The organism is uncultured Parasphingopyxis sp. (genome assembly GCF_937129435.1).
Taxonomy (GTDB): Bacteria; Pseudomonadota; Alphaproteobacteria; order Sphingomonadales; family Sphingomonadaceae; genus Parasphingopyxis.
In genome coordinates this window covers 70,270-95,846 of record NZ_CAKZNF010000033.1, presented here as the reverse complement: position 1 = coordinate 95,846, position 25,577 = coordinate 70,270, and the positions used below count along the sequence as shown (strand labels likewise).

Genomic DNA, 25,577 nt, shown 5'->3' with positions numbered 1-25,577 from the left:
CTCTACCGCAGCGCGGCTGCTCCGGCGCCGCTGCGAGCGGCCATCTGGAGCGGTGCATCGCCGGCGCGGGCGCGGACAAAGCATTCGACGCCGTTGCTACGGAGCGTGCGGCACATGCGGGCGGCTTCACCGTGATTCTCGTATCCGCCGAACGAGAGGCGGTGCAGCACACGGCCCTGTTCGAACGTCGCGCGCGACGGCACGAAGCTCGCGAGAGCGGAATAGCGGCGCACTGCGCGGTCCCATGCGATGGTGACATTGGCCTGGTTGGCGAAGGCGCCAAGCTGGACGACGAAGCGCCCGGTCATGTTGCGCGGCGCGGCCGGGATGCTTGAAGCTTCGGGCGCACGCTCGACGCGCGGCGCGGGGGCCGGGCGCGGAGCGGGCGAAGGAGCGGCACGCGGTGCGGGCGGCGGCGTGACGCTCGCCATGCGGACCGGCGCTTCTTCCTCGACGATGAATTCACCTTCGGTGCGCGAGGCAAAGCTGCCCGCAACGCGCGGTTCAGCCGTCTGGCCGGTCGTCGTGCGAACGGGCGCCGGTGCCGGGGCGACGGCGGTTTCAACCGGTGCGGCGAAAGGCGCCGGCGGCGGTACTTCGACTTCGGTCACGCGCGGCGTGATCGAAACGTCGGCCGGTTCGACCGGCGCGGTAAAGGCAACAACCGGAGCCGGAACGGCGGGTTCGCCTTCATCGGCCGGTGCTTCGGCCATCATGACCTGGTTCTGGATCGGGCCGAGCGCGAGACGCGTCGGCTGTCCCGGATCGCGGGCATCGGCTTCGACACCGAGGAGATAAGCGACCCGGCCGGCATTGTTGCCCGGTTCGGCCAGCGAAATCCATTCGCGCATCCGGCCGTCGAGTTCACCCATCGAAATGTCCTGCGCCGCCGTGATCCGGGCTTCGGCCCAGCGGCCGGCAAGCGCATAGGTCAGCGCGAGATTCTGGCGTGCCCGTGGATCGCCGCCATTGGCACGCGCGGCATCGCGAAGGATCTCGATCGCCTGGTCGTGGCGGCCGGCAAGCGCCAGCGCGAGACCGCGATCGGATTCGCCGATTCGGCCCTGCAGATCGGCGATCTCTTCGACCGCCGACTGGGTATCGCCCTGCGCGATCAGCGTCAGCGCAAGATTGAAAGCCGTGCGATCGAGATCGGGATTGATCGTCAGCGCATCCTGGAAGCTCGTTTCCGCCGATTCGAAGCGGCCGGCGGCCAGATAGGCACGGCCGAGCAGGTGCCGGTATTCGGCGCTCATCGGCATCTTCTCGACGGCGCGTTCGGCCTGGTCGACAGCACGGTCGGCACGGCCTTCGGCCAGCGCTTCACGGGCTTCGTCGGCAGCGCGGGACGCGTCGCGGGCGTCGCGGTTCGAAACTTCGGCGACGCTCGTCGAATTCGCGACGGTCGCGATCCCGGTCATCGTGCCGCCGAGCAGCAGGCCCGACGCGGCGAGTTTGATCAGCTTGGCATTCATCGTCGTCTCTCCTGCGATCAATGAGTCGTGTCGTTCGAAGCCCGGGCGGCAAGCGCGTCGAGTTCCGGCATATCGGCGAGGAAATTGTCGAGCGCCTCGGTCACGAGTTGCTGCGCGGAGCGGTTGTGAAGCGCCGAAGCGAGCCGCAATTTGAGGTGCCGTTCACGATCGAGCCGCAGCGTGAAGGCCGCCTTCTGACGCGCCGGGACCGACTTCGCGACCGTTCTGACGACGCGATCGGCTTCGGCCTGCGCTACGACATCTTGCTCGGCCACAGCTTCGGTTTCCGATTGCTCGGGCTGAACCGAAAGCTCTGGATCGTGGCGAGCCGGCTTTTTCATCGCGGCCATCTGCTGCTCGATCGGCGCCGGTTCGAACGCTGTTTCGATGGAATGATCTTCGTCGATCTCCGTTTCGAAAGCCTCGGTCTCTACCGGCTCGCCGGATTCGACTTCGGAAGGCGTGTCGACCGGGCTCAGGCCGCAATTGCTGCCATTGGCGCGATATTCTTCGCGATCGTCTTCCTCATCCTCGGCAAAAGCGGGATCGTAGACGTCTTTCCCGGACGGCGTTTCGTCCATGTCGCGAGCGAGCCGGTCGATCTGTTGGCGAACTTGCGGCATCGGCGCTTCGATGTCTTCTTCGCCATGGATCGGACGCGGGGCTTCATAGCCCATGTCGTTCCAGCCGAGATCGTCGTGCGTGCTGCCATTGGGATTCATGAAGCCCTGACGCCGCATGGCAGGCTTTGCCGCGCCCTTGCGAGCGAGCAGGCCGGAAGACAGCGATGCGAATTTTTCTTCTGCCACGGCGTCGCCCCTACTGGCCCGGCACGCGGCGGCCGAAACCGGCGGCGGCGGGGCGCTGGACGGACGGCTGTGCGGCGAATCTGGGGCTGCTGAAGACGGTGCGGCGGAAATTCTTCTCGAGCCGGTCGGAGATGTAACTCCACAATTCGTGGATTTCCCGGGCGGATTTGCCGTTGGGATCGATTTCCATGACCGTGCGGCCATCGATCATCGAGGCGGCGAAATCGGTGCGATGGTGAAGCGTCACTGGCGCCACCGTGCCATGCTGCGACAGCGCGACGGCGGCTTCATAGGTAATCTTGGCTTTCGGGGTCGCCGCGTTGACGACGAAGATCAGCGGCTTTCCGGCCCGCTCGCAAAGATCGACGGTGGCGCCGACGGCGCGAAGGTCGTGCGGGCTCGGCCGGGTCGGGATGACGATCAGCTCGGCAACCTGGATGACGCTCTGGATCGCCATGGTGATGGCGGGCGGCGTATCGAGGACGGCGAGCTTGAAGCCCTGTTGCCGCAGCACCTCGAGGTCAGCGGCTAGCCTGGCGACGGTCGTCTGGGCGAAGGCGGGCATGTCGTCGTCCCGCTCGTTCCACCAATCCGCAAGAGATCCCTGCGGATCGATATCGATCAGCACCACGGGGCCGGCCCCGCTCCGCTGTGCCTCGACAGCAAGATGGCCGGACAAGGTCGTCTTGCCGGATCCGCCTTTCTGCGATGCCATTGCCAATACCCGCATGATATCCCCTTTTGTTCGCGGCTCTTGCGAGGGGCATTGCCATCGGGCTGCCTAAAATCTGGTTAACGCCGACTGTTATAAATTCGTGGAGACGGCGGAAATGCGGGGCGTATTTTTGCTAAACTCTCCTTAACCTTGTAATAGGATTGCGCTGTTATCGGGGGCAGCGAAACAGTTGGAGTGAGAGTGATTATGATGGGACGGACGGGACTGGTGGGGGCCGTCATGGCGGCGAGCCTGGCCTTTGCGGCACATGCGGGGGTACCGGAGGGTGTGGCGGCATGGCAGAATGGCGATTATGCCCGCGCCATTGCCGAATGGCAGCCATTGGCCGACGCCGGCGACGCCGATGCCCAGTTCAACCTCGGTCAGGCCTACAAACTCGGACGCGGCGTACCGCAGGACATGGAACGCGCGCTCGATCTGTTCGGCAGCGCCGCGCGCTCGGGCCATTTGCAGGCAGAGGCCAATTACGGCCTGATCCAGTTCCAGAACGGCAATCGCGAAGAAGCCATGCCCTATATCATCAGCGCCGCCGAACGCGGAGAGGTTCGCGCGCAGTACATATACGGCACGGCGCTGTTCAACGGCGACCTCGCGCCGCGAGACTGGCCGCGCGCCTATGCGATGATGACGAACGCTGCGGCCGCCGGGCTTCCCCAGGCGACGGCGAGCATCGAGCAGATGAACGAATACATCCCGCTCGAACAGCGCCAGGAAGGCGAACGGATGGCGGAGCGCTTCGCCGGAACGCAGGTCGCGGCCGCCTCGCCCCCTCCTTCGGCCGCGCCCGCACCCGCACCCGTAGCGGCCACGCCACCACAGCCTGCGCCGCAAACCTACCCGCAACCCGATCCTCGACCGCAGCCCGCGCCACCTGTCCGGCAGCCCGCTCCGGTTGTTGCCGAGACGCCCGCGCCTGCTCCGACACCCGCTCCGGCGGCGCGTTCGGGCAATTGGCGCGTCCAGCTCGGCTCGTTCCGCCAGCGCAGCAACGCTGAAAATCATTGGCGCAACCTGTCAGCACGCGTGTCGCAAATCGCTGCGCTGCAGCCCTATCTGGTGACGGCGGGGCCTTATACCCGGCTTCAGGCAGGCCCATTCGCAACGCGCTCCGAGGCGAACAACATGTGTTCGGTGGCTCGCAGCGCGGGATCGGACTGTATCGCGACGCAGCGGTAATCGGTCCGGCCTATCCGCGCACCCATTCGCTGCGCGGATATCCCTGCGCATAGAGCAATGCCGACAGATCGGCATGGTCCAGACACGCATCGGCAGCCTCCCGCAGCTTCGGCTTGCCGCGATAGGCGACCCCCAATCCGGCCTCCCGGATGATCGACAGGTCGTTGGCACCGTCGCCGATCGCCAGCACATCCTTCTCGGCCAGTTTCATCGCCTCGCGCTCCTCGCGCAGCGCAGCGAGTTTGGCATCGGCATCGACGATCGGGTCCGAGACCGTGCCCGTAAGCCGTCCGTCCTCGATATCGAGAATATTCGCCACGGCGCGGTCGAACCCGATATCGGCGGCGACACGGTCGGCGAACAGGCGAAACCCGCCCGACACGAGCAGACAGCGCGCGCCATGCGCCTTCATTGTGCCGACCAGCGCCACCGATCCGGGCGAAAGACCGACGCGTTCCTCATGACATCGCGTGACAATTTCGGATTCCATGTCCTTCAAAAGACTGACGCGTTCGCGCAACGCCTCGGCGAAGTCGAGTTCGCCGCGCATCGCTCGCTCGGTAATCGCCGATACCTCATCCTTGAAGCCGGCATAGTCCGCCAGTTCGTCGAGACATTCGACGGTGATCATCGTCGAATCCATGTCGGCGACGAGCAACTTCCTGGCCCGGTCGCGCTCGACCTGGCAGATCGCATCGATCCCGTCGAACGTGCCCGTCAGCGCTGCGCGAGCCGCGTCGAGATCGTCCTCGAAGCGCAGATCCGCCGCCTTTTGCGCCTCGATCCAGCGCTCGCCGAGCGGCACGACTCCGGCATCGGACAGCGCGTCCTCGGCACGCGAAATATCGGCTTGCGAGAGCGTGTCAGCTGCTATGAGCGTGGCGATGAACATGGCGAACGCGTCTCCCGAAACGAAGGTCGGCCTTATCGCCGGACCCACGGCCAGCGGCAAGTCGGGCCTTGCCATGGCTGTGGCCGAAGCCATTGGCGGTACGGTGATCAATGCCGACAGCGCGCAGGTTTACCGCGACCTTCGGGTCGTGACGGCGCGGCCGAGCAAGGCCGACGAGGCGAGAGTGCCGCACGAGCTGTTCGGCTATATCGACGGAGGCGAGCCCTGTTCGGCAGTGCGCTGGGCCGATGACGCCAAGGCGGCACTGGCCGAGTGCGCAGCCGCCGGCTCCATTCCGATTCTGACCGGGGGGACGGGCCTGTATCTGCGAACCTTGCTGGAAGGGATCGCGCCCATTCCGGAAATCGATGCCGCCATCCGCGAGACCGTACGCGCATTGCCGGTCGACAAGGCTTATGCAGCCCTTTGCGCCGAAGACCCCGACAGCGCCCACCGTCTCGACAGGACGGATTCCAGCCGCATTGCCCGCGCGTTGGAAGTCATGCGGTCGACGGGCAGACCGATCGGCGAGTGGCGGCGCGAGAAGACCGGCGGCATCAGCGACACCATCACGCTCGTCCCGCTGCTCCTGCTTCCCGATCGCGACTGGCTTTTCGAACGGTGCGACCGGCGCTTTGCAGAGATGTTCGCAAGCGGTGCGATCGAGGAGGTCGAAGCGCTGCTGGCGCGCGAACTCGACCCGTCGCTGCCGGTCATGCGCGCCATCGGCGTCCCGGAAATCGCTGCGTTTCTGCGGGGAACCATAAACAGGGAGGAGGCCATGGCCGCGGCCCGGCAATCGACGCGCCGCTACGCCAAGCGCCAGTTCACCTGGTTTCGGCACCAAAGTCCCTCCGATTGGCAAAGGATCGATGAGTCAGAATATGACTCTACAATATGTGAAATGATAATAAACTTGCGCTAACAGTGGTTGACAGACAATTTTTGCTTCTCTAGCAGCCCCCGTTCCACGCTGCTATGGCGGCGCGCATTCAACATTCGGATAGGTACATAATGGCCGAGAAAAGCGGCTCGGAAATATTGGTCGAAGCGCTCGTCGATTGCGGCGTCGAGATCGTATTCGGCTATCCGGGCGGCGCCGTGCTGCCGATCTATGATACATTGTTCGGGCAGAAGAAGATCCGGCACATTCTCTGCCGCCATGAACAGGGCGCAGCCCACGCAGCCGAAGGCTATGCACGCGCCACCGGCAAGCCCGGCGTCGTGCTGGTCACATCCGGCCCGGGCGCGACGAACGCGGTTACCGGAATCACGGACGCACTGATGGATTCGATCCCGATGGTCGTCATCACCGGTCAGGTCGCGACGCATCTGATCGGTACCGATGCCTTTCAGGAGGCCGACACGGTCGGGATCACCCGCCACTGCACCAAGCACAATTATCTGGTGAAGGACCCGGACAAGGTCGGATCGACGATCCAGGAAGCCTTTTTCATCGCCACCACTGGACGTCCAGGTCCGGTCGTTGTCGACATCCCCAAGGACGTGCAGGTTGCGAGCGGAACCTATCGCAAATCGGGGCCGATCGCACACAAGGCCTATGTTCCGCGCGACAAGCCCGACACCAAGCTGATTGAACAGGCCGTGGAAATGCTCGCCGAGGCCGAGCGGCCGATTTTTTACACCGGCGGCGGCATCATCAATGCCGGGCCGGGCGCCAGCCAGATGCTGCGGGAGCTCGTGCGGCTGACCGGCGCGCCCGTTACGTCGACACTGATGGGGCTCGGCGCCCTCCCGGCGACGGCGCCCGAATGGCTCGGTATGCTCGGCATGCACGGTACCTATGAAGCGAATATGGCGATGAACCGAGCCGACCTGATCGTCGCCATCGGCGCGCGCTTCGACGATCGCGTGACGGGCCGGCTCGATGCGTTCGCGCCGGAAGCGAAGAAAATCCACATCGATATCGACCGCAGCTCGATCAACAAGAACGTCTCGGTCGACCTGCCCATCGTCGGCGATGCGGGCCGCGCCATGGAGGACATGGCCAAGATCTGGAAGGCGAAGCAGCACAAGAAGCGCGATCTGGGCGACTGGTGGCGCCGGATCGAGGGCTGGCGCGCCACCCGCTGCCTCGATTTCCCCGAGGATGGCGACGAGATCATGCCGCAACGCGCGATCCGTGCGCTGTTCGAGGCGACAAAGGATAGGAAGCCGATCATCTCGACCGAAGTCGGCCAGCACCAGATGTGGGCGGCCCAGCATTTCGGCTTCGACGCGCCCAATAAATGGCTGACGTCGGGCGGACTCGGCACGATGGGCTATGGCTTGCCCGCGGCCATCGGCGCGCAGATCGCCTTCCCCAACGCGCTCGTCATCGACATCGCCGGCGAAGCCTCAATCCAGATGAACATTCAGGAGCTGGGCACGGCGAGCCAGTATCGCCTGCCGGTCAAGATCTTCATTCTGAACAACGAATATATGGGCATGGTCCGCCAGTGGCAGGAACTGACCTATTCGAGCCGCTATTCGGAAAGCTATTCGGACGCGCTGCCCGACTTTGTCGCGCTCGCCGAAGCCTATGGCTGGAAGGGTATTCGTATCGAGGGCAAGCAGGAGCTGGAGCCCGGCATCGGCGAGATGCTGGCGCATGACGGCCCGGTGCTGGTCGACTGCCATGTCTCCAAGCTCGCCAACTGCTTCCCGATGATCCCGAGCGGGGCGGCGCATACCGAGATGATCCTGCAGGCGAACGAGGTGTCGGGTACGATGGACGACGAAGCAAAGGCGCTCGTCTGATGAAAATCCGCAGCCCCGATACCGCGCCGCACACGCTCTCGATCCTCGTCGACAACGAACCGGGCATCCTCGCCCGCATCGCCGGCATGTTCACCGCGCGGGGCTATAATATCGAGAGCCTTACGGTCACCGATGTCAGTGAAGACAGTTCGGTCAGCCGCATCACGATCGTCACCACCGGCTCCCAAAACGTGATCGAGCAGATCATCACGCAGACCGAACGGATGCCGCCCGTCTACCGCGTCACCGACCTCACCGAACTCGGCCCGCATGTCGAACGCGATTTGGCGCTGGTGAAGGTCGCCGGCACTGGCGAGCATCGGATCGAGGCGCTGCGGCTTGCCGATGTCTTCCGTGCGCGCGTCGTCGATTCGACCACCGAAAGCTTCGTCTTTGAGGTCACAGGCGCCAGCGAAAAGGTCGACAGCTTCATCGAACTGATGCGCGAAGTCGGCCTCGTCGAAGTCGCGCGCACTGGCGTCGTCGCCATTGGCCGCGGCAAGGAAGCAAGCTGATGCCCGCCCCCTGCCCCATTTGCCCTGAGCTTGTCGAAGGGCTGCCTTTTTCATATCGCGCCAAAATGGAAGGCAGGGCTTCGACAAGCTCAGCCCAAACGGAAAAATGGGGTACCGGCCCTAAGCCGATCATCTAGGCCATGCGTGAAGTCATCAGCATCCTCGCGATCGTGATCGCCTTCGTCTATTTCGTGACCTTCGGGTCGGCCGTGATCATGGGCCTCGAGCGCGAGATGCATTGGGCACTCGCACTCGGCGCCTTCGCCGCGATCATCCTGGTTCGGCTGTGGCCGCTGCTGCCGCTGGCAGCCTGGTATGGCGCCGACACCGTCTGGGGCTGGCCATGGTGGATCGCCATCGGCCTCGCCGTGCCCGTCACCATCTACATTCTTTCGCATTACTGGACGCGGATTTCCGACTGGTTCCATCGTCCGGCACGCCAACAACAGGGAGCTTGAAACCATGCGCGTCTTTTACGATGCCGATGCCGATCCGGGTCTGATCGCCGACAAGAAAATTGCCATCATCGGCTATGGCAGCCAGGGCCACGCCCATGCGCAAAACCTGCGCGACAGCGGGGTGAAGGACGTGGCCGTAGCGCTGCGTGAAGGGTCCTCCACGCGCAAAAAGGCCGAGGCCGCCGACTTCAAGGTCATGACCGCCGCCGAAGCCGCCGGTTGGGCCGATATCCTGATGATGCTCGCACCGGACGAACACCAGGCCGCGATCTATGCCGACGACCTGCACGCGAATATGAAGGAGGGTGCCGCCCTCGCCTTCGCCCATGGCCTCAACATCCATTTCGGGCTGATCGAGCCGCGCGAAGATATCGACGTCATCATGGTCGCGCCCAAGGGCCCGGGCCACACGGTCCGCGCCGAATATGAGCGCGGCGGCGGCGTCCCCTGCCTGATGGCGATCGCGCAGGATGCAACCGGCAACGCGCACGATGTCTGCCTCGCCTATGCGAGCGGCGTCGGCGGCGGGCGTTCGGGCGTCATCGAGACGACCTTCCGCGAGGAATGCGAGACCGATCTGTTCGGCGAGCAAGCGGTGCTGTGCGGCGGCCTCACCAGCCTCGTCATGGCGGGCTTCGAAACTCTCACCGAGGCGGGCTATGCGCCCGAGATGGCCTATTTCGAGTGCCTGCACGAGGTGAAGCTGATCGTCGACCTGATGTACGAAGGCGGCATCGCCAACATGCGCTATTCGATCTCGAACACCGCCGAATATGGCGACTATCACACCGGGCCGCGCGTCATTACCGAGGAAACAAAGGCGGAAATGAAGCGCGTGCTCGACGACATCCAGAAGGGGAAGTTCGTCCAGCGCTTCATCGCCGACAACCGCGCCGGCAACCCCGAGATGAAAGCGGCGCGCAAGCTGCAGGCCGCACACCAGATCGAAACCGTCGGCGAGGAACTCCGCGCGATGATGCCCTGGATCGGCAAGAACAAGCTCGTCGACAAGGAAAAGAACTAGGCTTTGTGCTATGCCGCGAACGATCGAGAGGAAGACGGCATCATGGCAAAGCACCGCATCTACACGACGAGCTTCGGCAGCGTTTACCCGCACTATATCAACAAGGCGGAAAAGAAGGGACGCACCAAGGCCGAGGTCGATGAGATCATTCGGTGGCAGACCGGCTACAGCCAGTCCGCGCTGGAAATGAAGATTGGCGACAAAACCGACTTCGAAACCTTCTTCGCCGATGCCCCCGCGATGAATCCCGACCGGGAACTGATCAAGGGCGTGGTATGCGGGGTCCGTGTCGAAGAGGTTGAGGAACCGACGATGCGCGAGATCCGCTATCTCGACAAGATGATCGACGAACTGGCCAAAGGCAAAGCGATGGAGAAGATCCTGCGGACGCCCTAGCGGGCTGATTCGGCAATCAACGGACGCGCAAACCGGTTTCGATGACATCGAGCGCGCGCATCATTCGCGCCTCGAGCGGAACGTCATCGTCCCAATGCTCGGTCGCCCAGAGGCGGACGGCCATGAACATCGTCGAGACGATCGTTTCGGCTGCAACGCGCGGATCGAAGTTCGCCGAGATTTCGCCGTTCGACTGGCCCAGCGCGATCACCCCGGCAATCGCATCGAACAGATTGTCGATCTTTTCCCGTCGCTGATCCGAGACACGGCCCTGCAGAGCGCCGAAGATTTGCGATCGTGTCACGACCAACCGCAGGAAATCGGCCTCGGCCTCGATCGCCCGCGCCTGCGCGGCAATGGCCGATCGCATCCCGGTGAGCACGCCCCCATGCCCCGCCCCGTCCGCCCCCGCGCGCGGCGCAACGACCTGCGATTCCAGCCAGCGAAGCCCCAGCTCTCCGAGAACCGCGTCCTTGCCGGGAAAATAGTTGAAAAAGGTCTGCCGGCTGATGCCGCATCGCTCGACGATATCGTCGATGCTCGTCGCATCGAAACCCAGCTCGCGGAACAGTTCGCCGCAGATATCCAAGATCCGTGCGCGCATCGCGGCACGCTTCGCCTCGCGCACACCCATTCACGCCGACCGGCGACTTCGCGCGTCCCAGCCCGGTAACGCCTTGCTCGCCAGCAGCAACGCCCAGGCGATCAGGAACTCGATCATCAGCTTGCTGCTCTGCGTAACGAGGATGTTATGCGCCATCGGCGTCGCCCCCTGTTCGGGGTGCAGCATGCGCCCGGTGCTGCCGAGTCCGCACACTTCCCAGGTCGCGAAGGCGAAGAAGACGATCGATGCGACAAACAGCGTCCGCCGCGCGCGGTTGTCGCCCGGCGCGGCGGGCATGAGGATCGCCAGCGCGAGAAGCGTCATGACGATGCTGCCGAAGCCGATATAGAACCATGCGCCCGGCGCCGGCAGCGACGGCCAGGTCCAAAGCGCGATCCAGACCAACAATCCGATCGCCAAGGGTCGCGTCGCCAGCCCATTGCGCCGTGCATGCGCGACCGCGAGGCAGAACACGCCGATTTGAAAGGATAGCATCCAGAGGATCGTCTTCGCCGCACCGATCGCGACAGCCATATCGAAATCCCGTCCCGCCTCAGACGTGCCCCCGCGTTCGAGAAACCGCAAATAGCCGGGCAGCGCGACATAATTTCCCGCAATCGCATAGGCGAGAAAAGTAATGCCGATGACGATCAGCAGGCGGTTCGACTTCACATGGGTCATCATAGGCTCCGGCAAATGACCATTCGTCATCTTGGTGACCAGATTTTTAGACTGAGTCAATTATTTTATCGATCGCCTCCGTGCCTAAGCGGCTGGACTTGTTAACCAAAGCCTGTCTAAACTGCACCGCATGACCGCACGGCTCGCCCTGCTTCTTCGACTTACACGCCCTTAGGCGTGCCTTTCGTGCCGTGCGCGGCACACACGGCCTAAGGGCTCCCACTACCCACATCCACGAAGAAGCTTAAGGCGAACAGCCATGCCCATGTTGCAAGACCCCTCGACCAAATACCGACCCATTCCGCAGATCGACCTGCCCGATCGGCAATGGCCGTCGCAAACGATCACGGCGCCGCCGCGCTGGCTCTCGACCGATCTGCGCGACGGCAACCAGGCGCTGATCGATCCGATGAATGCAGAGAAGAAGCGCCGCTTCTTCGATCTGCTCGTCAAGGTCGGCTTGAAGGAGATCGAGGTCGGCTTCCCCGCCTCGGGCGCCACCGATTTCGATTTCATCCGGAGTCTGGTCGATGGCGGACATATCCCGGACGATGTGATCATCCAGGGGCTGACGCAATCGCGCGGCGATCTGATCGAGACAACCTTCGCTTCGATGGCCGGCGCCAAACAAGCGATCGTTCACCTCTACAACGCGATCTCGCCCGCCTGGCGCAAGATCGTCTTCCAGATGGACGAGGAGGGCGTGATCGACATCGCCCGGCGCGGCGCCGAGAAGCTCGTCGAACAGGCGGCGAAATATCCCGAGACCGACTGGCATTTCGAATATTCGCCCGAAACCTTCAGCACCGCCGAAATCGATCTCAGCGTCCGCATCTGCGACGAAGTCATCGCGATCGTCGATCCGAGTCCCGATCACCCGCTGATCCTGAACCTACCGGCGACGGTCGAGGCGGCGACGCCCAACATCTATGCCGACCAGATCGAATATTTCGGGCGACACATCTCGCGCCGCGACAGCGTCGTCATCTCGCTGCACACGCATAACGACCGCGGTACCGGCATCGCGGCGGCCGAACTCGGTCTGATGGCGGGCGCGGACCGCGTCGAAGGCTGCCTGTTCGGCAATGGCGAACGTACGGGCAATTGCGACCTCGTGACGATGGGGCTCAATATGTACAGCCAGGGCGTCCATCCCGGTCTCGATTTCTCCGACATCGCCGAGATCCGCAGCACCGTCGAATATTGCAACCAGATCCCGGTTCACCCGCGTCATCCCTATGGCGGCGATCTCGTCTTCACGGCATTCTCGGGTTCGCACCAGGACGCGATCAAAAAGGGATTCGCCGCGCAGGAGGCCAAGAACGACGAGTATTGGGAGGTCCCCTATCTCCCGCTCGATCCGCGCGATATCGGCAGCGATTACGAGGCGGTGATCCGCGTCAACAGCCAGTCGGGCAAGGGCGGCGTCGCCTGGGTGCTCGAACAGGATCGCGGGCTTAAGCTTCCCAAACGCCTGCAGGCGAGCTTTAGCCATGTCGTGCAGGAACTCGCCGATGAGACCAGCCGCGAGCTCAACGCCGAGGATATCTGGAAGGCATTCGAGGCGCATTACGGCCTTGCCGGCGGGCAGTCGTACGAACTGATCGACTATCACGAGACCCGCGCCGGCGGCGACCGCGTCTTCACCGGCACGATCCGCCACGCCGGCGAGGAACGCTCGGTCTCGGGCCGCGGCAACGGCCTGATCTCCTCGGTCCTCGCCGCGATCCGCGACGAATGGGGCATCGCGCTCGACGTCCAGGCCTATGACGAACACGCCATCGGCCACGGCTCCGACGCCCGCGCGGCCGCCTATGTCGAATGCACCGACGGCGAAGGAAACACCGTCTTCGGCGTCGGCATCAGCCGTGACGTGGCGACGGCGAGCGTCCGGGCGGTTTTGAGTGCGGTGAATGGCCTCTAGTATTCCCGCGAAGGCGGGAAACCAAGGCAGCGCATTGTATCGCTAGTAGCTCTGGGTTCCTGCCTAAGCGGGAATACTGGCATTTGTTATTTATCCGTTTGCCAAAATGTCAGCGACACTTCACCTTCGGTGTCAGAACCGTCCTCCAAGCTCACGACGAACTGTAAGTGGGGAAAGTCTCTGGCCAGTTTGAATGCATATATGTCTTTCAAGATTTTGCCGATGTATCGACAGCGCGCATCGAACAAATCGCGCCTTTCATCGGCAGCGGACATCTCCTCGCCATCGCGGAACAGATATTCGTTGACATAGATCCAGTTGACGAATTTTTCGGTATCGCGTTGACCTAAGCCTCGCTCCTTCAATTCCCTGACGTGGCTTAGAGCATAAGTTGCGATGAAAACATGGCCTTCATATTCTGAAAATTTGGGCCAAAATATCTCGGAAAACGCAACTGCTGCACCAGAAGTAAGCTCGGTGGAAACCCATTATCGCGCGTTCATTTTCGGCTGCCATTCGGCCATTTCAGGAAGAAGGTGAGCAATATCGCCCATCACTTCCGCCCGAACAGCTTTTCGATATCGCCATGGCCCAGCTTCACCCAGGTCGGGCGGCCGTGATTGCACTGGCCGGAATGCGGGGTCGCTTCCATTTCGCGGAGCAGGGCGTTCATCTCGGCGGTGGAGAGCATGCGGCCGGCGCGGACCGAGCCGTGGCAGGCCATGGTCGCGGCGACATGGTCGAGCCTTTCCTTGAGGCTCAGCGCCTGATCATAGGCCGCGATTTCGTCGGCGAGGTCGGTGACGAGGCCTTTCACATCGCCCGCGCCGAGCATCGCCGGAGTCGAGCGTACGAGCATCGCCTTGGGGCCGAAGCGTTCGAGTTCGAGGCCGAGTTCGGCTAGCTCCCCGGCGCGCTCCTCGAGCGCGTCGCAGGCCGTCTCGTCGAGCTCGACGACCTCGGGGACGAGCAATCCCTGTTTCGCGACGCCGCCATTCGCCATCGCCCGGTTCATCCGTTCGAGCACCAGCCGTTCATGCGCCGCGTGCTGGTCGACGATCACAAGCCCGTCCTCGGCCTCGGCGACGATATAGGTCTTGTCGACCTGTCCACGCGCGATGCCGAGCGGGTAGCGGGCGGCGGGTTCGGGCGGTTGCGGCGTCTCATCGCGCCGGCCTTCGGGCGCGGGGGCAAATTCGGCAGCGCTTTCCCAGACGCTCGCCTGGCCCGACGGCGCGGCGGCGAAGCTGTAGTTGGACCGTTGCGGCAGCGACTGGCGCATCTGCGGCATTGCGCCCGGATCGTTCACAGCTTCGGCCTGCCAGTTGCCGAGTGCGCCCGCGCTGGGCCGTTGCACGCTGCGGAAACCCGCCTCGTCGAGCGCGTGGCGCAAGCCGCCGACGATCAGCCCGCGCACCCCGCCGGGATCGCGGAAGCGCACCTCGGTCTTCGCCGGGTGGACGTTGACGTCGATTCGGTCGCTCGGAACCGTCAGGAACAGCGCGAGCACCGGATGCCGGTCGCGCGCCAGCAGGTCCTGATAGGCGCCGCGCACCGCGCCGATCAGCAGCCGGTCCTTCACCGGCCGGCCGTTGACGAACAAATATTGGTGGTCCGCGACGCCCCGATTGAAGGTCGGCAGGCTCGCCAATCCTTCCAAATGCAGATCTTCACGCCGGTAATCGACGCCGACATGGTTGTCCGCCAGTTCGCGGCTCGTCAGTGCTGCTACGCGCGACGGCCCGTCCTCGCCCGGCTGCACCGCAATATTCTTGCGCCCGTCATGCTCGAGCGTGAAGCCAATATCGGGCCGCGCCATCGCCAGCCGCCGCACGACGTCTGCGATCGCGGCATATTCGGATCGCGGCGTGCGCAGAAACTTGCGGCGCGCGGGCACCTTGGCGAACAGGTTCTCGACGATGATCCGGGTGCCGGGCGGCAGCGCAGCAGGCCCCTCTCCCGCGAGTTCGCCATTGTCGACGACCCTTGACCAGCCGTCGGCACCCCGGACGCGGCTCTCCAGCGTCAATTTCGCCACGCTCGCAATCGAGGGCAGCGCCTCCCCGCGAAAGCCGAGCGTCGAGACCGCCTCGATTGCTTCATCGGGCAGTTTCGATGTCGCATGCCGTTCGAGCGCCAGCGCCATTTCGTCGCGGTCCATCCCGCAACCATCGTCGGTCACTTCGATCCGGTCGATACCGCCATTTGCGAGTCGGATCGTGATCTGCCCGGCGCCCGCATCGATAGCGTTCTCGACCAGTTCCTTCACCGCGCTGGACGGGCGCTCGACAACCTCGCCCGCGGCGATGCGGTTGACCAGATGTTCGGGAAGGCGGCGAATGGGCATCGGAAGATCATATCCGAGGCTGTTCCGCCGGGCGAGCATGGCATCCACATGTTGCACCACGGCGGCCATTCAGGCCGCATCGCGACAGGCCGTTTCGCCGGCGCGGGAAAGCGCGGATTACCCCCAGCGCGAATCGAAATAATACTCGCAAATCCGCCGATTATCGCTATGTGGTGACGCAAGGCCGCCTGACGGTCGATTCCCACCCCTCACGCACAAGCTCTGGAAGACCTTTTCCCCCATGTGGTTCAAGAACCTTTTCAAAATGATGTCGCACGATATGGCGATCGATCTCGGCACGGCGAATACCGTCGTCTATGTCCGGGGCCGCGGAGTCGTGCTGAACGAGCCGTCGGTCGTTGCCATCGAAACCGAGAACGGCGTCAAGCGCGTCCGCGCCGTCGGTGACGACGCCAAGGTGATGATGGGCAAGACGCCCGATGCGATCGAGGCGATCCGTCCTCTCAGGGATGGCGTCATCGCCGACATCGATGTCGCCGAGCAGATGATCAAGCACTTCATCCAGAAGGTGCACGGCCCCCGCCGCTTCCCGCGCTGGCCCGAAATCGTGATCTGCGTGCCTTCGGGTTCGACCAAGGTGGAGCGGCGCGCGATCCGCGACGCGGCCTCCAACGCCGGCGCCAGCCAGGTCTGGCTGATTGAGGAGCCGATGGCTGCCGCGATCGGCGCCGACATGCCCGTGACCGAACCGATTGGGTCGATGGTCGTCGATATCGGCGGCGGTACGACGGAAGTCGCGGTGCTCTCGCTGCGCGGCCTCGCCTACACCACCTCGGTCCGCACCGGCGGCGACAAGATGGACGAGGCGATCAGCTCCTACATTCGCCGCAACCATAACCTTCTCATCGGCGAAGCCACGGCCGAACGGATCAAGATGGAGGTCGGCGTCGCGCTGATGCCGGCGGACGGCAAGGGCCAGACGATCCACATCAAGGGACGGGATCTGGTGAACGGCGTGCCGAAGGAAATCTCGATCAACCAGGGCCAGATCGCCGAAGCGCTGTCCGAGCCGGTCGGCACGATCGTCGAGGGCGTACGCATCGCGCTCGAAAACACACAGCCCGAGCTGGCCGCCGACATCGTCGATCAGGGCATCGTGCTTACGGGCGGCGGCGCGCTGCTTGAAGGGCTGGACGAAGTGTTGCGCCGCGAGACCGGCCTTCCCGTCACCGTCGCCGAGGACCCGCTGACCTGCGTCGCGCTGGGCACGGGCCGCGCCCTTGAGGAAGAGATCTATCGGGGCGTCCTGACGACCGGCTAGGGCGTAAGCCAGGGGAGAGGGCCATATGGCCTCCAGTGGATCGAAGCGGGCCGGATTTTCGCGCCGGGCGCGCTTCGGGCTGTTTGCCGGCTATGTCGTAGCCATTACGGGTATCCTTGTCGGCCTCGGTCTCGTGATCATCGCGATTGCCGATCCGCAAGGTTTTTCCGCGATCCGCGGCGCCGTCAGCGACGTGACCGCACCCGTCTCCTCGGCCGGGCGCGGCGCCGTTCAGGGCGGCGGACAGATCGACGACAATGTCGGCAACTGGTGGCAGGCCGGGCGGCAGAACCGGCAGCTGCGCGCCGAACTCGCCGAAGCGCGTCGCCGTCTGATCCAGGCGCAGGCGACGGAGCTCGAAAACCAGCGATTGCGCGAACTGGTCGGCCTGATCGAACGCGAAAGCAATGTCGTCACGACCGCCCGGCTCGTCAATTCGAGCGCGACGAGCGCGCGACGTTTTGCAACGATCTTCGCCGGGGCCAATCAGGGCGTCAGGGTCGGCATGCCCGTCCGTGCCGCCGACGGCCTGGTCGGCCGCGTCGTCGATACCGGCCGCAGCGCGGCGCGTGTCCTTCTCCTCACCGACACCGCCAATGTCGTGCCCGTCAAGCTCACCCGGAACGGCCAGCCTGCGTTCACCACCGGCCGGGGCGACGGGCGGGTCGACGTCCGTTCGCTCGAAGCGGGCAACAATCCGTTCGAACGGGGCGACGTGCTGATCACGAGCGGTACCGGCGGCATCTATCCGCCCAATATTCCCGTTGCCGTCGTCGTGCGTGTCTTCGGCGACACCGCGCTCGCCGCACCGCTCGCCAATCCCGCGACGCTTGATTTCGCCATCGTCCAGCGCCCCTATGAACCCGCTGCCGAGCAGACCGGCCTGCCGCCTGCAGAAGATGCCGGCGACGCGGAGGCCCCATGACGCGGATTATCGGACAGGATGAAAATGTCGCCCTGATCCGCGCGCAACTCAGCCTCATTCCGTCGGCCAGCGTGATCGCGGGGTCGTTGCTGCCGATCATCCCGATCATTGCGCAATCGCCGATCCTGCCGCCGCTGGGAATCATGATCTTCCTCGGCTGGCGGTTCCTGCGCCCCGAAATCTGGCCGATATGGGCGGGTTTGCCGCTCGGCCTGTTCGACGACCTGATCTCCGGCAATCCGATCGGCGCCGGCATGATGCTATGGACGATCGCGCTCATGGTGCTCGATCTGGCTAATAACCGCATGGTCTGGCGCGACTATTGGATGGACTGGCTGCTGGCGGGAACGGCCCTCACCCTCTATATCCTGGTCATGATGGTCCTGACGACGCTTACGGGCGGCGGGTGGACGCTGGTGCCGATCCTGCCGCAAATTCTGCTCACGGTGATGCTGTTCCCGCTCGTGCTCCGCCTGTGCGCGCGGCTCGACCGGTGGAGGCTGTCGCTGTGATCTGGAAGCGCAAGCACGGAGCCCAGCCGCTATCGGTCAGCGATTCGATGCGTCAGACCATGTTCTCTCGCCGTTCGGTGCTGGTGAACGGCGCGCAGCTCGGCGTTGCCGGCCTTCTTGCCGCTCGCATGGGGTGGATCGCGATCGCCGAGAATGAGCGCTGGGAACTGCTTGCCGAGAGCAACCGCGTCCAGCTCAGCCTCATCCCGCCGCGCCGCGGCTGGATCGTCGACCGCGAGGGCCGGCCCATCGCGATGAACCGCTCGGATTTCCGCGTCGACCTGATCCCCGATCGCGTGCAGGAACGCGACCGCGTTATCAATACGCTCGCCGAACTGCTGTCGCTGCCCGAAGACGAAGTCCTGCGTATCCGTACCGAACTCGACAACGTTCCCGGCGCCCAGCCGGTGCAGGTCAAGGCGGGGCTCGAATGGGAGGAATTCGCCGCCGTCAATGTGCGGCTCGACGAACTGCCGGGCGTGTCGCCGCTCCAGGGCTTTTCGCGCTATTATCCCGCCGCCGCGGCGGTCGGTCATCTCGTCGGCTATGTCGGCGCGCCAAGCCGCGAGCAATATCTTGAAGAGGACTCGAACCCCCTGCTCCTTTTTCCCGGCTTCAAGGTCGGCAAGGACGGCCTCGAAAAGACCTTTGAACAGCGACTCCGGGGCGAGCCGGGCGCACGGCGTGCCGAAGTTACGGCGCGCGGCCAGCTTGTCCGTGAACTGGAGACCCGCCCCGACAAGCCGGGCGATCCGGTCCGCCTGACCATCGATGCGGGGCTGCAGGAGTTTGTCGGCCGGCGGCTCGGCAATGAATCGGGCTCCGCGGTCGTCATGAACTGCCAGACCGGCGAAGTGCTCGCCATGGCCTCGATGCCGTGCTTCGATCCGAACAGCTTTTCGGACGGCATCAGCCATCCCGAATACAATATGCTGACCGAGGACGAACGCGTGCCGCTGCGCAACAAGACGCTGCTCGGCATGTACCCGCCCGGTTCGACCTTCAAGCCGGTGACGGCGCTGGCGACGCTGGCCGCCGGCGTCGATCCCGAAGAGATCGTCTATTGCGGCGGCGGTTATACGCTCGGCAACCGGCGCTTCGGCTGCCTTGGCGTTCATGGGCCGATGAACCTGCACCGCGCCATTGCCCGCTCCTGCAACACCTATTTCTATTCGATGGGCCGCCGCGTCGGCATCCGCCGGATCGCCTGGGCCGCACGCAAGCTGGGGCTGGGCGCCGAGTATGATATCCCCTTCCCGAACCAGAATTACGGCACCGTCCCCGACGACCGCTGGATCCAGCGGCGGCACGACCGCGAATGGACCGACAGCGACACGCTGAACACGTCGATCGGCCAGGGCTACCTCCTCGTAACCCCATTGCAGCAGGCGGTGCTGTCCGCCCGCATCGCATCGGGCCGGGCCGTGGTTCCGCGCATGGTCGCCGGCGATAATCGACCCGCGCCGCCGATCGAGGGTGTCGATCCCGAACATCTTGCACGGATCCGCGCCGGTATGGACGAGGTCGTCAACGGTGCGGGCACGGCTCCCCGGGCGCGGCTCGGTCTCGACGATGTCCGGCTTGGCGGCAAGACGGGAACGGCGCAGGTCGTCAACCTTTCGGCCGGCCGCGGCGGCATGGGCGTCCCGTGGCGCTATCGCGACCATGGTCTCTTCGTCTCGTTCGCGCCGGTGGACGGCCCTCAATATGCCTGCGCCGTCGTCGTGGAGCATGGCATGTCCGGCGGGCGGGCCGCCTCGCCGGTCGCCAAGGACGCGATGCTCTACATGTTCGACCGCGAACGCGCGCTCGAAAATCTCGCGACACTCGAAGATGGATGGGGCGGCGATATCCGACAGCGCATGGCGCGCGAAGAAGCCGCCTATCGCGCAGCCAACGGCCTCGAACCCCTGCCCAGCCTGCCTCGCGTAGAAGTGCCCGAAAGCGACACGTCGCAAGACGCGGGCCCGGGCGAGGACCCGACCCGCCCACCGCCCGCTGTCGTGGCGCCGGCACCCGACGCACCGGCGCCGCCGGCGGGAACGCCTGCGAGCACAGACGGCGCGGCGGCCGCCACTACACCGTCCGCGCCAGCCTCGCCCCCGGCGGCAGAACCGTCCGGTGGCGAGACATGAGGAACAATTACGATTCCGTTGTCCCGCAGCCGATTGCGGATCTTCCGTGGCGGCTGATTACGCTCGTCCTGCTGATCGGCGGCTTCGGCATCACCATTCTCTATTCCGCAGCAGGGGGAAGCGCGGAGCCCTGGGCGTGGTCGCATGCGGTCCGCTTCTGCATGTTCATGGCCATGGCCATCTTCCTGTCCCATCTCCGGCAGGAACATTGGCAGTTTTTCGCTTATCCGGTCTATGTCGCGACATTGCTCGGCCTCGCCGGTGTCGAGGCACTGGGCCAGATCAACGGCGGCAGCCAACGCTGGCTCAATCTCGGTTTCATGCAGATCCAGCCGTCCGAAATCATGAAACCCGCGCTGATCCTCGCGCTGGCCAAATTCTACGACGGACTGCCTTCGGGCGAATTGCGCAAGCTGGTCGCGATCTGGCCGGCGTTGCTGCTGATCGGCCTTCCCGCCGCTCTCGTGGTGATCCAGCCGGATCTGGGAACGACGCTCGCGCTGGTGGCAGGCGGCATCGTGGTCATGTTCCTCGCCGGGTTGCCGCTGCGCTATTTCATCGGCGGCCTTATTGCCCTCGCCGCGTTCATCCCGCTCGCCTTTACCTTCCTGCTCGAAGACTATCAGCGCAACCGCGTGCTGACCTTCCTCAATCCCGAGAACGATCCGCTGGGCACCGGTTATCACATCACCCAGTCGAAGATCGCGATCGGATCGGGCGGATTTTTCGGCAAGGGCTTCCTGAACGGCACGCAGAGCCACCTCGCCTATCTCCCCGAGGGCCATACCGATTTCGTCTTCGCGACGATGGCCGAGGAATTCGGCATGATCGGCGGTTTGGCACTGATTGCCGGCTTCGCGCTCCTGATCCGCTGGGGCATCCGCGTCGGCCAGAGATCGAAGACGACCTTCGCCCGGCTTACCGCGGTCGGCCTGTCCTTCACGATCTTCTTCTATGTGGCGGTGAATTTGATGATGGTCATGGGCTTCGCACCCGTCGTCGGCATCCCGTTGCCCCTCGTGTCGCACGGCGGATCGGCGATGATGACGGTGATGATATGCATCGGCATCCTGATGTCGCTCGACCGCGAGAACCGGATACCCAGATAACACGGCAGGCTCGACCTGGCAGTCGAGCGCCGCAAACGCTACCGCTTGCGGCACGCGAAACCTTCTGCTAGTGGCCCCGCCTTCCGCAAGCGAAAGCGCCTCGCGGAACGCCTGACATGGTATGGACGCGTAGCTCAGTTGGTAGAGCAGCTGACTCTTAATCAGCGGGTCCGGGGTTCGAACCCCCGCGCGTCCTCCATGGCTTTTCACAACCGCACACCGCCATGCACGCTTGGCATTGCCGCAAGCGAGCGCTAGTCCACGCCGCAAGGGGGGTGAAGGCGATGAGCGGGGATGGCACGGCGAGATCGGGCGGCAAGCGTCCCGTCGCGTTCATCAGCCATCATAGCTCGCAGGTCGAAACCGCACGTCGGTTGAAACGCATCCTCGACAGGAACGGCATCGGCGGATGGCTTGCGCCCGACGATGTCCAGCCGGGCCGCCCGTTCGACCAGGCGATTATCGAACAGGTGCGCGGGTCGGACCTCATCATCCTGCTCTTCTGCTCCCGCTCGGACCAGTCGCGCCATGTGAAGCGCGAACTGATGATGGCGGAGAACGAGGACAAGCTGATCTACCCCGTGCGGCTCGAGGAGATCGAGGCGTTCGGGCTCGCCTATTGGCTCAACGACTATCAATGGGTCGACTGGTTCGACGGCAAGGACAAGTCGATCGAGCGGATGGTCAACACGGTGAAGGAACAGTTCGGGCTTCCCGATACGTCGCCGGAGCCCCCTGCCCCGCCGCCGAGCCAGCCGGTCATCATGCCGCCCGATCCGGAGCCCGACCCCGCGCCGCTCCCGGCGGAGCCGAAACCCGTCCCTCCCCCGCCGCCAGACCCTGAACCACCCGTTTCCTCAACGCCGATCAGCGCCAAATCCGAAACTCCGGCTGCCGATCAGACACGTCGCGTCCCGAAGCCCGCCAAGCCGGAGGGTGACGATGGCGAGGGCGGCGACAAGCGCAAGATGCTGCTGATCGGAGCCGGGATAGCCGCGCTGCTCCTTCTGGTGCTGCTCTTCTGGTTGCTTTCGGGCAGCGATGAAGAGGGCGAAGAGGACGCAGTGGTCGGATCGAGCCGCCTCTCGCCGAGCGTCGATTGTGCGGACCTTTCCAGCCCGGCGCACGAACTGATCTGCAACAGCGCCGAACTGGCGGCGCGCGAGCGGCAGGTCGCGGCGGCCTATGAGGCGGCGACGGCCGCTGCATCGGACGACGCGGCGCGCACGGCGCTCGAAAACGCGCAGGCCGAATTCATCGCCCGCCGTGATGGCTGCGACAACAGCGCCTGTATCGATGCCGCCTATATCGCACGCCTCGAACAGCTTGGCGCCTCGACCGCTCCGCCTCCGCCCGAACCCTTGCCGCCACAGCAGCCCGATGGCGACGAGCCGGCGGCAGTCCTGCCGGGAGAGACGCGGCCATCGCCCGAACAGCGGCCCGATCCGCGCGCACCCGTTGAGGATACGCGTCGTCCGCCGCAGGGCGACACGACGCGCCCCACACCGACACCCGCTCCGCCGCCTCCACCGCCGCCGAGCCCGGCCAGCGCCGCCACACCGCCAAGACCTGCGAACAATCCCGCTTCCTGGGTCACGCAATCCGATTATCCGAGCAATATTCTTCGCAACGGCGAATCGGGCACGTCGCGCTTCCAGCTCCGCATCGGTCCCGATGGCGTGCCGACCGGATGCTTCACAACCGGCACGAGCGGCCATTTCCAGCTGGATGCGCGTGCCTGCAACATGGCCCGCGCCCGTGCCCGTTTCACACCGGCACGCGATGCGAACGGCAATCCGACGAGCAGCACCTATTCGGGAAGCTTCACTTGGCGTGCGCCATAATTATTTCGTATCACGCAAACTGTTCTTTACTTTTTGGGGCTAGATCATGGACATCACCGGGGGGTGTCAATGATACAGACAAATGCTGTTCCGGCGTATGAGGATACGCCGGACAAACGCGGCGCCATGCGCGCCAGAATCGAACTGGAGGCCCGCATCAGTGGCGCGGGAGAGGATGGCGATGCTGTTCTCGTCAGGAACATATCGACCTTGGGCTGTCTGCTGGATGCGCGTGGCATGGCGATCGGCTCCGGCCAGCTGGCCATTGCCTTACCAGGTCTCGATCAGCCGATCGGTTTAGATATCGTCTATGGCGATGGAGCCTATCTCGGGGTGAGATTCCAGACGCCGCTCGACGAAGAATTCGTAGCGAAGCTGGTCGAATCCCATTCCGGCAGACGGTTGCGGCTGCTCTAGGCGGCCAAAGCTGTCCACCAGCGCCATAGCAGACGCGCGGCGACATACAGGATCAGCACAGCCGTCATCCGTTTGACGAGCAACGGCGGCAGCCGCGTGCTGCCGATCCGCGAACCGATCTGCCCGCCGATCAGTACAGCCGGGAACAGCAGCCAATAGTCTTGCAGCGCCTCGACCTGGCCGAAATCATCGAGCTTCATCAGCTGCCCCGTCAAACCGGCCAGCGAATTGACGAGGATGAAGACGCTGGCCGTACCGGCGATTTCACGCGCAGGGCCCCAGCGGAGCAGATAGAGGATCGGTGCCAGGAATATTCCGCCTCCGATACCGACAAGCCCGGAAAGCAGGCCGATTCCGCCGCCGATTCCAGCCTGTAGCGGCAGCGGCAAAGCCCTGCCCTCCGTCGCTTCCGCTCCGGCGTGTCGCTCAAAGGCCAATTGCAGTCCGGCGATCAACAACGCGCCGCCGAGCAGCCCGATGAAGACCGTTTCCGATATCGCGATCCGGCCGCCGAGCCAGGCCGCCGGTATCGACAGTAGAAACCAGGGCCAGAGCCGGTCGAACCGCACATGTCCGGCCCGCCAGAACCGCCAGCTCCCGCCGGAGACGACGATGATGTTGGACAGCAGCGCGATCGCCGGGAGCAACCGGTAGTCGGTCCCGCTCAGGACAAGAAGCGCGTTGTACGTCGATCCTCCGCCAAAGCCGACCATCGCGTAAAGCAGGGCGGTCAGAGCGAAAAGGCCAGCCAGTTGAAGCACCGAAGCGCATCTATCCCGATGCGCCACCATTGTCGAAATGGAATTCGGCGATGCATTCGGGCTTTCGCGACAGCGGCAGGAAGTGATAATGCTCGCTGCAACCAAAAAGGCGGGACAGCCGTGAAACATGCAGCCATTGCCGCAATCCTGTTCTGTCTTGCCGCTCCACTTGGCGCGCAGGAGCCCGGGAGTTCTCCATGGAACGGCGAACGTCTGATTCTGCCCGACATGAGCGGGTATGAGCTGGTTCACGAACATCACGACATTCTAAGCGAGCGGCGCTACGTGCCGATCGGCGAGAGCGAAGACACCTTCACACGCATGATCACCGTCGAAACTGCCACGCCGCGCGTGCATCAGGGGCGCCTCGCCGCAGAGACGCTGAGCTTTCTCCAGGCGAGCTTGACCGAAGAATGCGCCGGCGAAATTCCGGGCGACATTCATATCTTCGAAATCGACGGCCATCCTGCCGCCCGCATGCGCTTCGATTGCCCCCGCACGAAAGACAATCCCCAATATCAGGCCGCATTCTTTCTCGCGTTGGATGGTACGCCGGATCTCTATATGATCACCGTTGGAATCCCGCACGAACCAAACGACACAGAGGAACGATGGGCCGACGCATTTCTTGCTTCGATCCGCCTCTGCCCCACCGACAGCATGGAAGACTGCCCGTAAGTCGCACTTCTCGACCTCGCTCACGGATTGTGCAGGCGCGATGGTGCAGAAAGCCGCGTACGGGCCTGACAATCTCGTTGGCAATATTGCCGCTTGCCCCGTCAATCGGTTGCGTTA

24 protein-coding genes, 1 tRNA gene and 1 pseudogene are annotated in these 25,577 nt (G+C 64.2%); 17 read left to right on the top strand and 9 right to left on the bottom strand.

Annotation, left to right across the window (positions count from 1 at the left end; translation table 11 throughout):
- Positions 1 to 2: 2 nt before the first annotated feature.
- The 3 genes and pseudogenes from Q0139_RS06620 to Q0139_RS06610 all read right to left on the bottom strand — a co-directional run bounded on the left by Q0139_RS06620 (position 3) and on the right by Q0139_RS06610 (position 3,014).
- Complete coding sequence (locus tag Q0139_RS06620; protein WP_298019301.1) at positions 3 to 1,475, bottom strand: tetratricopeptide repeat protein; 1,473 nt, start codon at positions 1,473 to 1,475, stop codon at positions 3 to 5.
- Positions 1,476 to 1,492: 17 nt separating this feature from the next.
- Positions 1,493 to 1,678 (bottom strand): annotated as a pseudogene (locus Q0139_RS15515) (hypothetical protein); the annotation flags it as partial.
- 616 nt (positions 1,679 to 2,294) lie between these two features.
- Entirely contained in the window at positions 2,295 to 3,014 is a 720-nt protein-coding gene (locus Q0139_RS06610) for a ParA family protein (protein ID WP_298019295.1), read from the bottom strand.
- Positions 3,015 to 3,206: 192 nt separating this feature from the next.
- On the opposite strand from Q0139_RS06610, the gene Q0139_RS06605 reads away from it, so the two are divergent.
- On the top strand, positions 3,207 to 4,196 hold the full coding sequence (locus Q0139_RS06605; RefSeq protein WP_298019291.1) for an SPOR domain-containing protein: 990 nt from the start codon (positions 3,207 to 3,209) through the stop codon (positions 4,194 to 4,196).
- Between the two features lie 10 nt (positions 4,197 to 4,206).
- Here the strand turns inward: Q0139_RS06605 and serB are convergent, their stop codons facing one another.
- Positions 4,207 to 5,088 (bottom strand): phosphoserine phosphatase SerB, encoded by an 882-nt coding sequence (serB, locus tag Q0139_RS06600; RefSeq protein ID WP_298019288.1) that lies wholly within the window; start codon positions 5,086 to 5,088, stop codon positions 4,207 to 4,209.
- On the opposite strand from serB, the gene miaA reads away from it, so the two are divergent.
- From miaA to Q0139_RS06570, 6 genes are all read left to right on the top strand, one after another.
- On the top strand, positions 5,081 to 6,013 hold the full coding sequence (gene miaA, locus Q0139_RS06595) for a tRNA (adenosine(37)-N6)-dimethylallyltransferase MiaA (RefSeq protein WP_298019285.1): 933 nt from the start codon (positions 5,081 to 5,083) through the stop codon (positions 6,011 to 6,013). The two genes, serB and miaA, sit on opposite strands and share 8 nt — an antisense overlap.
- An 89-nt stretch (positions 6,014 to 6,102) precedes the next feature.
- Entirely contained in the window at positions 6,103 to 7,848 is a 1,746-nt protein-coding gene (gene ilvB / locus Q0139_RS06590; protein ID WP_298019281.1) for a biosynthetic-type acetolactate synthase large subunit, read from the top strand.
- On the top strand, positions 7,848 to 8,363 hold the full coding sequence (gene ilvN / locus Q0139_RS06585; protein ID WP_298019279.1) for an acetolactate synthase small subunit: 516 nt from the start codon (positions 7,848 to 7,850) through the stop codon (positions 8,361 to 8,363). Before ilvB ends, ilvN begins: the two co-directional genes overlap by 1 nt.
- 140 nt (positions 8,364 to 8,503) lie before the next feature.
- Positions 8,504 to 8,821 carry a hypothetical protein gene (locus Q0139_RS06580; protein ID WP_298019276.1) on the top strand — a complete coding sequence of 106 codons (318 nt, stop codon included), beginning with the start codon at positions 8,504 to 8,506 and terminating at the stop codon, positions 8,819 to 8,821.
- Positions 8,822 to 8,825: 4 nt separating this feature from the next.
- Positions 8,826 to 9,845, top strand: a complete 1,020-nt coding sequence (ilvC, locus tag Q0139_RS06575) for a ketol-acid reductoisomerase (protein ID WP_298019273.1) — start codon at positions 8,826 to 8,828, stop codon at positions 9,843 to 9,845.
- A 42-nt stretch (positions 9,846 to 9,887) separates the two neighbouring features.
- Complete coding sequence (locus tag Q0139_RS06570; RefSeq protein ID WP_298019266.1) at positions 9,888 to 10,241, top strand: DUF2200 domain-containing protein; 354 nt, start codon at positions 9,888 to 9,890, stop codon at positions 10,239 to 10,241.
- Positions 10,242 to 10,257: 16 nt separating this feature from the next.
- Here Q0139_RS06570 and Q0139_RS06565 read toward each other — a convergent pair whose 3' ends face one another.
- Together Q0139_RS06565 and Q0139_RS06560 are read right to left on the bottom strand one after the other, a co-directional pair.
- The gene (locus Q0139_RS06565; RefSeq protein ID WP_298019263.1) at positions 10,258 to 10,845 is read right to left on the bottom strand and encodes a TetR/AcrR family transcriptional regulator; all 588 of its coding nucleotides are present in this window, start codon (positions 10,843 to 10,845) and stop codon (positions 10,258 to 10,260) included.
- A 30-nt stretch (positions 10,846 to 10,875) separates the two neighbouring features.
- Positions 10,876 to 11,526 carry a hypothetical protein gene (locus Q0139_RS06560; protein ID WP_298019260.1) on the bottom strand — a complete coding sequence of 217 codons (651 nt, stop codon included), beginning with the start codon at positions 11,524 to 11,526 and terminating at the stop codon, positions 10,876 to 10,878.
- Positions 11,527 to 11,791: 265 nt separating this feature from the next.
- Here Q0139_RS06560 and leuA point away from each other — a divergent pair, with 265 nt between their 5' ends.
- A complete protein-coding gene (gene leuA / locus Q0139_RS06555; RefSeq protein ID WP_298019340.1) occupies positions 11,792 to 13,450 on the top strand; it encodes a 2-isopropylmalate synthase in 1,659 nt (552 codons plus the stop codon).
- A gap of 86 nt (positions 13,451 to 13,536) precedes the next feature.
- Here leuA and Q0139_RS06550 read toward each other — a convergent pair whose 3' ends face one another.
- Both Q0139_RS06550 and mutL read right to left on the bottom strand, forming a co-directional pair.
- Positions 13,537 to 13,815 carry a hypothetical protein gene (locus Q0139_RS06550; RefSeq protein WP_298019257.1) on the bottom strand — a complete coding sequence of 93 codons (279 nt, stop codon included), beginning with the start codon at positions 13,813 to 13,815 and terminating at the stop codon, positions 13,537 to 13,539.
- Positions 13,816 to 14,003: 188 nt separating this feature from the next.
- Positions 14,004 to 15,797 (bottom strand): DNA mismatch repair endonuclease MutL, encoded by a 1,794-nt coding sequence (gene mutL, locus Q0139_RS06545; RefSeq protein ID WP_298019331.1) that lies wholly within the window; start codon positions 15,795 to 15,797, stop codon positions 14,004 to 14,006.
- 241 nt (positions 15,798 to 16,038) lie between these two features.
- On the opposite strand from mutL, the gene Q0139_RS06540 reads away from it, so the two are divergent.
- From Q0139_RS06540 to Q0139_RS06505, 8 genes are all read left to right on the top strand, one after another.
- The gene (locus Q0139_RS06540) at positions 16,039 to 17,079 is read left to right on the top strand and encodes a rod shape-determining protein (protein WP_298019254.1); all 1,041 of its coding nucleotides are present in this window, start codon (positions 16,039 to 16,041) and stop codon (positions 17,077 to 17,079) included.
- A 25-nt stretch (positions 17,080 to 17,104) separates the two neighbouring features.
- The gene (gene mreC / locus Q0139_RS06535; RefSeq protein WP_298019248.1) at positions 17,105 to 18,004 is read left to right on the top strand and encodes a rod shape-determining protein MreC; all 900 of its coding nucleotides are present in this window, start codon (positions 17,105 to 17,107) and stop codon (positions 18,002 to 18,004) included.
- The gene (locus tag Q0139_RS06530) at positions 18,001 to 18,516 is read left to right on the top strand and encodes a rod shape-determining protein MreD (RefSeq protein ID WP_298019245.1); all 516 of its coding nucleotides are present in this window, start codon (positions 18,001 to 18,003) and stop codon (positions 18,514 to 18,516) included. Before mreC ends, Q0139_RS06530 begins: the two co-directional genes overlap by 4 nt.
- Complete coding sequence (gene mrdA / locus Q0139_RS06525; RefSeq protein WP_298019242.1) at positions 18,513 to 20,651, top strand: penicillin-binding protein 2; 2,139 nt, start codon at positions 18,513 to 18,515, stop codon at positions 20,649 to 20,651. The genes Q0139_RS06530 and mrdA overlap by 4 nt, the downstream gene beginning before the upstream one ends.
- Entirely contained in the window at positions 20,648 to 21,760 is a 1,113-nt protein-coding gene (gene rodA / locus Q0139_RS06520; RefSeq protein ID WP_298019239.1) for a rod shape-determining protein RodA, read from the top strand. Before mrdA ends, rodA begins: the two co-directional genes overlap by 4 nt.
- Before the next feature lie 123 nt (positions 21,761 to 21,883).
- Positions 21,884 to 21,959 (top strand) — tRNA-Lys (locus Q0139_RS06515).
- A gap of 85 nt (positions 21,960 to 22,044) precedes the next feature.
- Positions 22,045 to 23,604, top strand: a complete 1,560-nt coding sequence (locus tag Q0139_RS06510; RefSeq protein WP_298019235.1) for a TIR domain-containing protein — start codon at positions 22,045 to 22,047, stop codon at positions 23,602 to 23,604.
- Between the two features lie 69 nt (positions 23,605 to 23,673).
- Positions 23,674 to 24,021, top strand: coding sequence for a hypothetical protein (locus Q0139_RS06505; RefSeq protein ID WP_298019232.1), 348 nt, complete (start codon positions 23,674 to 23,676; stop codon positions 24,019 to 24,021).
- On the opposite strand, the gene Q0139_RS06500 is transcribed toward Q0139_RS06505, so the two are convergent.
- Complete coding sequence (locus Q0139_RS06500) at positions 24,018 to 24,782, bottom strand: sulfite exporter TauE/SafE family protein (protein ID WP_298019230.1); 765 nt, start codon at positions 24,780 to 24,782, stop codon at positions 24,018 to 24,020. The two genes, Q0139_RS06505 and Q0139_RS06500, sit on opposite strands and share 4 nt — an antisense overlap.
- On the opposite strand from Q0139_RS06500, the gene Q0139_RS06495 reads away from it, so the two are divergent.
- A complete protein-coding gene (locus Q0139_RS06495; RefSeq protein WP_298019228.1) occupies positions 24,774 to 25,460 on the top strand; it encodes a hypothetical protein in 687 nt (228 codons plus the stop codon). The genes Q0139_RS06500 and Q0139_RS06495 overlap by 9 nt on opposite strands.
- The last annotated feature ends 117 nt before the right edge of the window (positions 25,461 to 25,577 follow it).